The following is a 12,275-nucleotide window of genomic DNA, read 5'->3' as shown; positions in this document are numbered from 1 at the left end:
TTGGGGCGGCGCCCCACCCCCAGGACCCGGCGCCTCGGTGTGTCAGGTCAAGCCCGGGCGCTTGCAATGGGGCCGCTTCGCAGCCCAACGCGGGGCAAGCCCGCTCGCCACAATAGAGCTGCCATCCCCACAATCACCTGCCAACCAGACCATCACCTGCCAGCACCCAATCACCTGCCCTCCACACAATCAAATGTGGGAGCTGGCTGGCCTGCGATGCTGACGACTCGGTCCAACTGATTCACCGAGTTGAGTTCATCGCAGGCCAGCCAGCTCCCACATTTGATCTGTGTTGCCTGGCAATCAGTGTTGGGTCTTGTGGTCCAGTGCGGCGTAGAAGTTGGCGCTTTGTTGCAGGTATTTCTGGGTGTAGGCGCTGGTGCTGGATTTTTTACCGGCAACGTCCACGCTGGCGGCAGCAGGCAAGGCTACGGTGGCGGAAACAGCGGAGGCGGCGATGATGGAGAAGAGGTTCAAGTTCATGTCGGTAACCCTTGTGTTCGTTTGGTTGAGTGGCCGGGGAAGGCCTTGGAACCCAACTTACGCCCGAGGGCTGAACCTTAGAAATGCTTTGAAACAGTAGCCGCTATTAATAGAATTAATACAAGGAGTCAGGCCCCGCCGTGCGGGGCCTGTGGCTTATTGACGCACCAGGAACTTGAGGTCGCTGGGCGCGTCGATCGCCAGTTTCTGCACGGTTTTACCCAGCAGGCCGGTCTTGGGGTCACGTTCGACCACTACGATTGCATTGCTTTTCTGGTTGGCCACCAGCAGGAACTTGCCACTCGGGTCCAGGCTGAACTCGCGCGGGTGATCGCCTTCAACGGAGCGGCGCTGCAACTCCTTGAGGTGCGCGGTCGCCGGGTCAATGCTGAACACCAGCAGTTGATTGGCCGTGCCGCGATTGCTCACATAGAGGAACTTGCCATCACTGGACGCATGCAGCGCGGCACCGGCCTTGTCGGACACCGGTTGCCCGGCGGCGTAATCGAGCAGTTGAGTCTGGGTGAGCTTGCCGTCGTGGTAGTCGAACACGGCGATCTGGGCGCTCATCTCGGTGGTCAGCCAGGCATGCTTGCCATCGGCGCTGAACAGCAAGTGACGCGGGCCGCTGCCTGGCGGTAATTGCACGAAGGCTGGATCAGCCGGGGTCAGCGGCAGTTCGTGGTTGGCCTTGGGGTCGTAGTGGTAGACAAAGACCTTGTCCGCCCCCAGATCCTGCACAAACACGTACTTGCCATCCGGCGACGACACCACCGAATGCACATGGTTGGACGCCTGGCGCTCAGGGTTCACGCGGCTGGCCGGGTGCCCGCTCAACTGCACCGGCGCCGACAGCTTGCCACTGGCGTCCACCGGCAGCACGGCCAGGCTGCCACCCGGGTCTTCCAATACCGAATAGTTGGCCACGAACAGGTAACGGCCGTCAGCCGCGACGCTGGAATACGTAGGCTCATTGCCCAGGCTTTGCACCTGGTTGACCAGGGTCAGCTGATGGTTCTGCGGGTCGATGCTGTAGCTGCTCACACGGCCCACCGGGTCTTTCTGGCCCGGGCCGTTTTCATTCACCACAAACAGATGCTTCTGGTCCTTGGACACCGTCAACCACGAGGGGTTGGCTGCCTTGGCCGCGAGCACCGGCTCGCCCTGGAACTGGCCGGTGCGGCTGTCGAACTGCAACCGATAGATGCCTTGGCTGGTGCCGGCGGTGTAGCTGCCCACCAACAGTTCATAAGTGTCGGCCGGCGCGGCCTGTACCGACATCGCGCCGACACTGCCGGCCATCAGCAGGGGCCAGAATTTACGCATCATCATGCTCGTCTTCCTCGTCGTTATTGTTGCCGGTGAAGGCGGCCATGCACACCAGGCGGTGCTCGCCCGAATCACCGGTGAGGGTCCAACTTTGCAAGGCTTCATCAAAGGTTGCGGCCTGCACTTGCGCTAGGCTGAAGGACCAGCGTTTCTCAGCGCGGCCATCCATGCACATGATCGACAGCTTCTGGTCGTCGAGTTTGAAGTCAAAGGCATGCAGGCCATCGATTTCGAGCATGTCGCTGGTTGCAAGTTCATTAGAGAGGCTGCGGACAGTCATCAGGATCATTCATCAGTGGAAAAAACCTTGATGATAGGCCAATCCGGCGGTGCCGTCGTGTCGCGATAGCGGGCTACCGCACCCGCTGCGCAGCGGCTTGCGATTCTAGGGACTACCCTCTGACAGAATGGACTCGTTTATGCCGCAAGACACACCCGCCATCCCACTGTTGCTGCCTCATCGAAGCGACACCCTCGCCCGGGCCGTGGCCCGGCAGTTCACCGGGCGCCCGACGTTGCGCCAGGTGGTCGACCAGCACGTGCACGAACGCCTGCTGGAACAATTCCCCTCACTGGTGCTGGACCTGTCCAGCGTCAAGCTGGCCGTCCCCAACCAACGACGCGGCTGGGACCTGCGGCGCTTGAGCGATGTCATCCTCGATTACCTCGGCCACGGCACGCCCCTGAACATGACCGAGGTGATCGACACGCGCCGCTGCTTCCTGTCCCAGCGCCCGCCCTTGCACTTGACCTATGAGGCCGACGGCCCCCGCGAACCGGACATGGCGGTGATCGAACGGGTGATTGCCGACCTGCCCTTCACCCTGCCCATCGCCTTTCAAGATGCCCTGACCCGCTACTGGAACGGCGCCGCCGACACCGGTGCCAGCCGCTGGCAATGGCTCGGCGACCTGCTGGCCGACAACCTCAAGAGCACCGCCAGCCTGCTGCCAGCCGGGTTTGCCCAAGACATGCTCTACGCCGTCAGCCGCCAACCCGATCGCCGCGAACGCGAGGGTGTGCGTGCGTACTGCCTGGAGGGCTGCGTGATCCACCAGGGCCGCACCACGCGCCTGCTGAGCAGCGACCTGTTGTTGGTGCAAGGCGACCACGTGCTGCTGTGCCAGGCCTCGGGCAACGTTGAAAACTTTGCCTCAGTGGACGCGTTCAACCAGGCCTGGGGTCAACGCCTGGCCGCCGCGTTGCTGGCCGAGAAGATCCAGGTCAAGCACTACGAGCCCGATGGCAACCTGTTCGATATCCAGGCCGCCCTGCTGCTGAATCAGCAGTTGGATGACCTCGACGCCCTCCGTTTGCCGGCCACCGACGGTGTGCGCGCCCTGGAGCAACGCTTCGCCGACGCCACCGACCCGGTACCGGCCTTCCTCGCCGCCCCGGTCCCCGACCCGACGCACCAGGCGCGTCTCCAGGCGGCGCTGCCGGACTGGCTGCAGGCGGCCAGCGCCGACCAGCGCTTTGCCTATCGCCAGGGGCTGGTGGACCAGGCGCGGGTGCAGCGAGAAAACACTGGTGCATCGTTCCTCGACGGCGTCGAGAGCCTGCAGGCCTTCACCGTGCGCACCCTGCGCGAGCAGATACGCCGCGATCATCCCGAGTCCAGCGTGGAACCGGAAAACCTGCAACTGACCTTCCATGTCCCGGTAGGCGACCTGCACAGCGGCTACCTGGCGCCGGTGAGCATGAGCCTGACCGAGCTGGCCATCCACAACCTCGCCGCTGCGCCGCAGGGCCGCATGAGTGTGCGCGACACTTCGGGCGCCGCCCTGCCCGCCTGGTTCAACGAGGATTATGTGCTCGGGGAAAAGGGCGTATTCCACAGCACGCCTGGGCTGATTCGCCAGGTGGACATTGGCCGGCACTACCCGGCAAAAATCCGCGAGTGGCTGCTGGGGGACAGCCCTGACATACGCCGGCGCGAAGCCCTGTTTGGCGAGCAACTGAGCGTGCAGCTGCCACACCAGGCGCTGGAACAGGCGATTCGCCAGGAGCACGGCCTGACCTTCCAGGGCTATCGCTACGTCAAGGCGGTGTTGCAGCGCAGCGCACCCGGCCGGGTGGTAGAGGGCCAGGACATCGTGATCCGCCCGCTGGCCTTCGTGCGCACGCCCGACGCGCGGCCGGACAACGTCGCGAGCATGTTTATCATCGAGCCTCGAGACCAGGGCAATGGCCCGCATCTGCTCTATCGACCGTTGTACCCGGACGCGCTGCACCAGTTCGCGAGTCGCCAGGCATTGTTCGACGCGATTGCCGAGCCTGGCGCCCTGCAAGACAGTGTGCTGGCCTGGTTGCCGGACAAGACGCGGTCGATCTATAGCCACGGCGGCTTTCAGAGCCCGCATATCCTGCGCTTCGGCCAGGGTGACGACACCGTACAGTGGCCCGCACCACCGCCCGCGCAGTTGGCGCAGGACCTCAACGGCGGCGAAGTGCCAGGCTCGCTCGCACAATCACTGGCGACCGGCAACCTGCTGCAATACCTCTACGGCAGCAATGCCCGGGCCCTGGTGGACCTGGCTGATCGCGACTCGGTGTCGAATGCCGAAAGCCGCTGGGCCGTGCTGCTGGAGGGCGGCTGGTTGCTGTTCAACGTGCTGGTGATGCCGCTGTTGCGCGGCCCGGCGATGGCCGTGGGCTGGATCCTGCAATTGGCGGTCAGCCTCAAGCACGACCTCAGCGGCCTGCAGAGTGATGACGCGGCCGCGCGGGAACTGGCCTGGGTCGATGTGTTGCTCAATATCGGCCTGCTGGTGCTGCACGCGGCCTCGCCCACCGACACCGCGCCGCGCCTGCCCACGCGCACGCCGGGCGAGCCGACCTTGCCCCTCGCCGCCCTGCGCCGCCCGGCCTCTGAGCCGTCGGCCCCCACGCTGATCGAACATGGGCCCATCGGCCTGCCATCCGAACCGGTGGCGGGCGACCAGACCCTGGTGGATTTTATCCATTCCAACGCCCGGGATGCCTCGCGCCGGCGCCTGCTGGACGCCCTGCGCGAACTCAATGTGGCGTGGCCCGTGCCGCCGCCGACGCCCGTGGAGATTGGTCCGCATCGAGGGCTGTACAGAATCGACCGGCGCTGGCATGCCTCAGTGGGCGGCTTGCTGTTTGAGGTGAAGATCGAAGCCGAAACCGACGCGGTATTTATCGTCCATCCGCAAAAACCTGAGCATCCGGGCTTTGAACTCAAGACCGACGGCCAGGGCCATTGGTCGCTGGACCTGGGGTTGAAACTGCGCGGCGGCGGACCGAAGAACCGCTTTAAGGCCAAACTGGTGCAGATTGAAGAACAACGCGCACAAGCCCACGAGCACGCCAAACGCATTGAGGGCCTTATAGCGGCGGTCAGTCGTGAGCAACTGAGCTTTGTCGACGGGATATTCCCCGCCAAGGCCCTGCTTGAATCACTCGACCAGCAGTTGCTGGTTGCCCACACAGCCCTGCGGGCCGCGCCCGAGAATCCGGTACTTATCCAGGCGCACGCCGCCATCGCACGTTCCAGGGCCCGAGCCAAGGTGAGCTTCCAGGTGCTGCTGGAACGCTTCGAACGTACCGCCGGCCCCCAACAGCAGCATCGCCGCGACCTGCTGGAGGCCTACCGGAAAATCAAGGTGGCGGACGGCAAGTTCGACTATGAAGCCAATGCGCAGGAGGTCTACACGAGCCTGCTGGCTAGTGATGAGTTACACATCGCCTTCACGGACGCCTTGCACCGCAGCACCTTTTTCTCTGACCAGGGTGAATCCCTGGTTCAACTGGCCGGCACGCCAGGCGACACAGCAGCCATCCGTTATGTCTATGATCTGGTGCAAACCAACTTTGCCGCCAGCGAGCGCCGTTTCAAGGCGGTGCTCGACATCGAGAATGCGCTCGAAACACTCGCGGGTGATCTCAAGAGCGGGCCCGCAGAGCGCTACAAGTACCTCAGTGCAGTGCCTGCCCGACGTTTCTACAACCGCGTGGCCGCAACCCTGGAAACCCTTGACCTGCTGGCACTGTTGAGCATCGACCTGACATTCGAACCGCACACCGCCGAGGAATTGTATTTCTTCCAGAACCAGCGACTGCTGCACAGCGTCGAGTCCTCAAGGGTGAACACCCACCTTGACCTGCTGGCCACCGAGGGCTTTACCGTCGCCGAGCGCAAGGCGGTGCTGCTCAACCTGATTGACCATTACAGCCACCGGCTACAGATCTACCGCGCGCTGATGGACATCAATTCCCCGTTGATCATCCCGCGCTATATGCCGCTGCTGATCGAACGCCTCGAAACAGTACGCAGCGCGGCAGAGGCCGACTTGGCCGATGTACTGCGCGAGGATGAGTTTCTGCCGCCGCAAACGGGAGTGTTCAAGCCGCTGAAAATCGCCGTTCCCGGAAAACGCGTGTTCAAGTCCCGGGACAAGGGCGCACTGGTAGGTGAACTGCAAGCGCCTGACGCAGATACGCCTTTCCCCACCATCATCACCCGCAACCCGATCACTCAGCAGCCCAGCGGCCGGTTCATCGAACACCCGGGAGAGGGTTGGATCGAGATCGTCGACGCGCCGCCGAGCCGCCCGGCGGAAAAGCCTCCTACCCGCTCCCTGGCCAGCTTGCGTACCCAGTCCCAGCAGTTGCTGGAGGAAGTCGGCGCAATTGAGCGCTCCATCAAGTTCCAGAAGAACAAACTCAAGGACCCGCAACGCCGCGACGACCTCAATCCCCGCGACTGGGACGACATGCTCCAGTATCAGGCCCAGCGCATCGAGTCGATTGCCGATGAGATCCAGCGACAGCACCAGGAGCCGCAGACGGTCGAGCGCTTGCGCAAACGTGCCGGCGAATTGCGCACCCAGGGCCGGCAACACTGCATCGAAGGGCTCAAGGCCCAGCGGCCCCGCCAGGAAAACATCGATTACCTGCGCACTCACGCCGCCATAGACATCGGCTTGGTCCACGGCCCGCAACGCACGGCTGCCGGCGACTATGTCACGGAGTTTGCAGTGCGCGAGAAAAATGCGCTCACGGTGCTCTGGTACGCACACTTTCACTACGCGCGTGCCGGCGTGCCGGCGGCTGAGTACACCAAGGCCCACCTCAAGCGTCCCGAACACCGCTTTATCACCCTCAAGGACTTGCTCGCCCAGGCCGGAAACGACAACCGCGCCATCGTGCGTGATTTGTACAACCCGATCACCGCGCCACTGGACCAACGCCTGTTCCTGAGCCTGCTTCCCGCCTAGATCCCGCCATGAATGGCATCGAATTACCAAAAGGATGTGTATGCAATCCCCTGACTCTATCGCGCACGCCGTCAGCGCGCGCTTCGCTGATCGCCCGACGCTGGAAAGCGTGATTCGCCAGCAACTCGCAACCGCCCTTGGCGAGCGGTACCCGACCCTTGCACTGGACCTGAGCCGCACGCGGCTGGCCAGGCCGCAGCGCCGCAGCTGGCTGCTGCAACCGTTTATGCCAGTGGTCCACGACGCCCTGGCCGGCGGGGTGCCGCTGGACTTCAGGGAGGTCGGCAAGCTTGACTGGTACCTCTCCGACGAGCCGCCCAAGCGCCTCAAGCTTCCCGGCCTGACGCGGGAAAAACTCGATATGCAAGTCATTGCCAAGCTGGCCGACGAAATTCCTCAGACATTGCCCATCGCGCTGCAAAACGCTCTCGCCGCGTATTGGGATGCCGGCCACTGGCGCTGGCTCGCCGATGCGCTGAAAGACACCTTGCGCGTCGCCGCCCTGCGCCAGGAAGAGCTGGATCAAGTGGCCCGCGAGACCCTCGACCAGGTGTTGAGCAACCCTGGGCGCGAGGACCGTCTCGCCCGCCATGGCGAAGGTGCGGTGTTTGCCTACGGGCTGCAAGCGACGCTCAAGGACGCGGCGCGCAGCGTCAGCCTGCTCGGCCCGGAACTGGTGTTGATCCGCGCGATCAACGGCACGGCGCCGGTGTTGCTGTGCAACCCGCAAACGGGGATCGAGGCCTTCGCCAGCGTCGATGCACTGGTCCAGGCCTTCGGCCAACGCCTGGGGCGTCAGTACCAGGTCGACGACATCCAGTTGCAACGCTACGAACCCGACGGCGATCTCTTCGAGCACCAGGCCTCGTTGATCCTCAATCGCCAACTCGAAGACCTCGGCAACCTGAACCTGCCTACCGGCCAGCCTTTCAGCGTATGGCAGGCGCTGTATAACGAGATCACCGACCCTGGCCGATTCTTCCGCGACACGCCGGCAGCGCCCGCCCTGGCAACCTTGCGTACCCATTTGCCGGCGTGGCTGCACAGCGCCAGCGCCGACGACCAGGCCGCCTACCGCCGCTATACCCTGGCGCTGGCCACCGCCAAACAGCGCGCGGCGGGCCGTACCGTGCTCAGCGATATCGACGACATCCGCACCTACACCGTCAACGCGCTGTTGCAAGCGCTGCAAGGGGATGCCGTGACCTTTGCCAATCACGCGCCGACGCCGCCGTCGGTCGCGGCCCTGCACCCCGACGACCTGCTGCTGACTTTCTCCGTAACCGCCGGCTACCCAGGCACCGCCGGGATCATCCGCCACCAACGCGTGAGCCTGACCGAGCTGGCCATCGACAACCTGTCCAGCCGTCCCAGCGCCAGCGTGACCCTCGCCAACCGGCAAGGCCTGCCCTTGCCGGCGTGGCTGACCGCCGACTACCTGATGGGCACCGGCGGCCTGGTGGAACGCGTGGACATTGGCCAGCACTACCCACGCCTGCTCGAAACCCAGTTACTCGGCGACAGCCCCGAGGCACGCCAGCGTGAAGCACTGTTTGCCGCGCAGCAAGCCGTGCAACTGCCGCTGCTGGCACTGGAATTGAGCCTGAAACAGCAAGCCGGGCTGAGCCCCCAGGGCGCGCGCCTGGTCGCCGCCGTGATGGAGCCGGCAGCCACCGACCAGCAGGTCGATCAGAATCCGGTGGTGATCCGTCACCTGGCGCTGCTGCAAATGCCCGGCGCCCAGCCGGACCGGGTCAGCGCCATGTACCTGATCGAAGCCCGCGACACCACCCTCGGTCCTCATGTGCTGTACCGACCGCTGTACGCCGAAGCCTTGCAGGAATTTGCCAGCCGCGAGGCGTTGTTTGAAGCCATCGCCGAACCTGGGCCCTTGCAGGACAGCGTGTTGACCTGGCTGAGTGACACGGCTCGGCCGATTTACGCCAATGGCGGGTTTCGCGAGCCTCACTACGTGCGCTTCGGCCAGGGCGATGAGTTCTCGGCCCTGGGCACACCGACACCGGCGACGTTGTCCGCTGATGGCATCAACGACGAACTGCAGCAATGCCTGGTGACCGGACGCCTGATGACCTATCTGTTCAGCGACCATGCGCGGGCCCTGGTGGAGCAAGCCGACCGCGCGTCGGTATCCAATAGCGAGAGCCGTTGGCAGGTACTGCGCGAAGGCAGCAGCCTGTTGTTCGGCAACCTGCTGCTGCCCCTGCTGCGCGGGCCGGCGATGCTCACCGGCTGGCTGTTGGGGCTGATGGCCAGCCTGGGCCAGGACATTCCGGCGCTGACCGCCACGGACCCGCACGCACGGGAGCTGGCCAGCGTCGACCTGCTGCTCAACCTCGGGCTGCTGTTGCTGGAGGCCGTGCCCGTGGTGATACCTACACCGACGCCGCTGGCAACCGGCCTCAGGGAGCAGGCGCTGCCCTCGGCCTTCACCCCGTGGATCGCCGAGCAATGGCCGCAACCGCCAGCACCGAGTATCCGTGAAGGCGCCGTCCTGCTGCCCGGGGCGCTGGCACAGAAGGACAGCACCGTGCTGGATTTCAGCTTCGCCCAGGCACGCCAGCGCCTGACCCAGAGCCAACGCAGCCGTCTCGCGACGTTCAAGGCGCCGCGGCCATCGCCCCTGCCCCAACCGGTCTTGAACGGGCCGCGGCGCGGGCTCTATCGGGTCGAAAACCGGTGGTATGCGCTGGCCAACGGCGAATGGTTGCAGGTCAGCCTGGAGCCGCAGGACGAAACCCGTGTGGTGATGCCCAGCAATGCCGACGTGTATGGCCCTTACCTGCGCAGCGATGCACACGGCGTGTGGTCGGTGGACACGCGCCTGCACCTGCGCGGCGGCATGCCACCCAAGCGGATTGCCGCCGAGCGTCAACGGCGTGCGCAACGCATCCGCGAGCTGGAGGACAAATATGAACAGTTTATCCAGGGCCAGGTGGCGCAGCAAAACCGGATCGACATTATCCTCGAGGTCATGACCCGCGCCGCCGAGAACCCTCGCTTCAGCGAGGCGCGACTGGCTGAAAGCCGCGAACGATACGACACCGCACTGCAAGCGCAGACCCAGGAATACCAACAGCAACTGGACAGCCTGAAAGAACGCAACGAGTTGGGCATCGCCCTGCCGCCACAATCCGTCGCGAGCCTGTTGGAAAACATAGTCAACAATGCGCGCAGGCATGTGGTGGTGGCCGAGAAAGACCGGGGCGCGCTGCACCGCACCCACGCTCATCTCATGGACAAATCCCCACGCCTGGCCGAAGCCATTTTTGGCGACTTCCCCGCTTACCAGCAGTTTATCCGCAGCATGATTGCTATCAATGAGCGCTCGATCCGTTGGCTTGAGGTGCGTGATCGCTACCTGGACCAACTGTTCAACCTGGGCCCCGTCGGTAGCGACCATTACCGCCGCCTGACCTGGAAGCGCCCGCAGGACATCAGCGCCCTGGCGGTCAAGGACCTGCTGATGCGCAACTATGCGCTGATGACCCACAAGCACCCGGATCACGCCTTGGTCAGCGTGATGCTCGATATCGTCGAGCCCCTGCAGGAGCATTTGCGCACCCACAGTGACCTGAACGAGCTGGAGCTGACGGCCGAGGAGCGCATCAGCGTGCTGGAAAGCCTGGTGGAGCACTATGGCCGAGGCCTGGACTCACTGCAGGGGCTTGGCATCGTGGATACCGATGAGCTGGACGGCGAGTATTTCCCCAAACTGGTCAAGCTGGTGGAGGGGTTGTACCAGCAAGCGGCCCAGCAGCTCGCCAGTGAAATCAAACCCGCTGCCCAACCCGCTCCGCGCCCGAGCCGACGCCCGCCGACAGTCGCCGGCAAAGTGCAGAAAAAAGTCATTCGCACGGCTAAAAAAGGCACGTTTATCGGCGAGGTCAAACCCGTGGGGACCCTGGAAACTGTCGAGCTTCGTTCGCAGGTCACCGGTGAAGTGTTGGGCACCTATTCACAGCGAGGCGAGCAATGGATCGAATTCAAGGACGCGACGCCACCGCGCTCGCCAGGCGTGCCGCGCAGTTTGAGCCTGGTCAAGGGCGAGGCCCGCAAGCTGTTGGGCATGCTCGAGGAACACCTGCAGCGCGGCGAGCAGTACAAGAAAGTTTCCCGGCACCCGCAGGAAGTCCAGGAGGTGCTGCTGCACGAGTCGGTGCGCTACGACAAGCTGGCCACCGAACTGCACCTGGCGATCCAGGCCCAACCCGCCGAGGCCCGAGCGCCGGCCGACCAGGCCCTGGAAAATGACATGCGCCAGGCGGCGGTACGCCTGAATGAGCGTGGCCAGGCGCTGCGGATTCAACTGAGCCTGGAACTGCCGCCGACGCACGGCAACCTGGAGTATCTGATCGAGCAGAAGCGCGCGAACATGGCGTTACTCGGAGAGCGCATTCAACTTCGCGGCGAGCGCCGGGACTTTGTGCAGGAATACGCCGTCAACGACGCGGGAGGCTATCCCTTGTGGTACGCCCATTTCCACTACCCCGCGGCCGATACACCCAAGGCCCACTACACCGCCGCCCACCTGAAGACCCGTGAGCAACGCAAGCTCAGTTACTACTCGCAACTGGCCCGTGCGCAAAGCCCGCAGGCGGTAGTGGACGTGCACCGCGGCTTGCTGGGCAAGGCGTTGGCCGAGCGCTGGTTCCTGCCGCTCGCGCCTTGAGGGGAAACGCTGGCGAGCGGGCCTTCTGTGATGAGCAATCCTCTTGTGATGGGCAGCCCTCTTGTGATGGGCAGGGCTGTTGTGATGAGCAGTCCTCTTGTGATGGGCAGGGCTGTAGTGGTGAGCAGGGCTGTTGTGATGGGCAGGACTGCTGTGATGAGCAGTCCTCTTGTGATGGGCAGGACTGTGGTGGTGAGCAGGGCTGTTGTGGTGAGCGGGCTTGCCCCGCGTTGGGGTGCGCAGCGCCCCCACTCCATCCGCCGCGTTGTTTCAGGCAAACCGCAGTGTGTGGAAAAGGGGCTGCTACGCAGCCCAACGCGGGGCAAGCCCGCTCGCCACAAGGAGCCCGCTAGCCACAACAATCCCACTTTCCACATGAGGCTCACTAGCCATAACCAATCCCACTCTCCACATGAAGCCCACTAGCCACAACCAATCCCACTTTCCACATGAAGCCAGCTAGCCACAACCAATCCCACTTTTCACATGAAGCCCACCAGCCACAACCAATCCAACTCTCCACATGAAGC

At 64.0% G+C, this 12,275-nt stretch carries 5 protein-coding genes; 2 read left to right on the top strand and 3 right to left on the bottom strand.

The features are described from left to right. Positions 1-303: 303 nt before the first annotated feature. From NTD80_RS17125 to NTD80_RS17115, 3 genes are all read right to left on the bottom strand, one after another. Entirely contained in the window at positions 304-483 is a 180-nt protein-coding gene (locus NTD80_RS17125; RefSeq protein ID WP_065907868.1) for a hypothetical protein, read from the bottom strand. A 156-nt stretch (positions 484-639) separates the two neighbouring features. Beyond that, positions 640-1,815 (bottom strand): lactonase family protein, encoded by a 1,176-nt coding sequence (locus NTD80_RS17120; RefSeq protein WP_262134393.1) that lies wholly within the window; start codon positions 1,813-1,815, stop codon positions 640-642. Beyond that, complete coding sequence (locus tag NTD80_RS17115; protein ID WP_201144908.1) at positions 1,802-2,092, bottom strand: DUF5629 family protein; 291 nt, start codon at positions 2,090-2,092, stop codon at positions 1,802-1,804. The genes NTD80_RS17120 and NTD80_RS17115 overlap by 14 nt, the downstream gene beginning before the upstream one ends. A 139-nt stretch (positions 2,093-2,231) precedes the next feature. Between NTD80_RS17115 and NTD80_RS17110 the strand changes: the two genes are divergently transcribed. Further along, positions 2,232-7,055: a dermonecrotic toxin domain-containing protein gene (locus NTD80_RS17110; protein WP_262134392.1), complete on the top strand. Its 4,824-nt coding sequence runs from the start codon at positions 2,232-2,234 to the stop codon at positions 7,053-7,055. A 40-nt stretch (positions 7,056-7,095) separates the two neighbouring features. Beyond that, a complete protein-coding gene (locus NTD80_RS17105) occupies positions 7,096-11,745 on the top strand; it encodes a hypothetical protein (RefSeq protein WP_262134391.1) in 4,650 nt (1,549 codons plus the stop codon). The last annotated feature ends 530 nt before the right edge of the window (positions 11,746-12,275 follow it).

The organism is Pseudomonas sp. 13B_2.1_Bac1, from assembly GCF_025466155.1.
Lineage (GTDB): Bacteria > Pseudomonadota > Gammaproteobacteria > Pseudomonadales > Pseudomonadaceae > Aquipseudomonas > Aquipseudomonas aylmerensis.
The sequence above is the reverse complement of the archived record's forward strand: the minus strand, read 5'-3'. Positions and strand labels throughout refer to the sequence as shown.

Excerpts from the sequence above, each read along its gene's own strand:
- NTD80_RS17125 (WP_065907868.1), bottom strand. The coding sequence starts at position 483 with ATGAACTTGAACCTCTTCTCCATCATCGCCGCCTCCGCTGTTTCCGCC.
- NTD80_RS17120 (WP_262134393.1), bottom strand. The coding sequence starts at position 1,815 with ATGATGATGCGTAAATTCTGGCCCCTGCTGATGGCCGGCAGTGTCGGC.
- NTD80_RS17115 (WP_201144908.1), bottom strand. The coding sequence starts at position 2,092 with ATGACTGTCCGCAGCCTCTCTAATGAACTTGCAACCAGCGACATGCTC.
- NTD80_RS17110 (WP_262134392.1), top strand. The coding sequence starts at position 2,232 with ATGCCGCAAGACACACCCGCCATCCCACTGTTGCTGCCTCATCGAAGC.
- NTD80_RS17105 (WP_262134391.1), top strand. The coding sequence starts at position 7,096 with ATGCAATCCCCTGACTCTATCGCGCACGCCGTCAGCGCGCGCTTCGCT.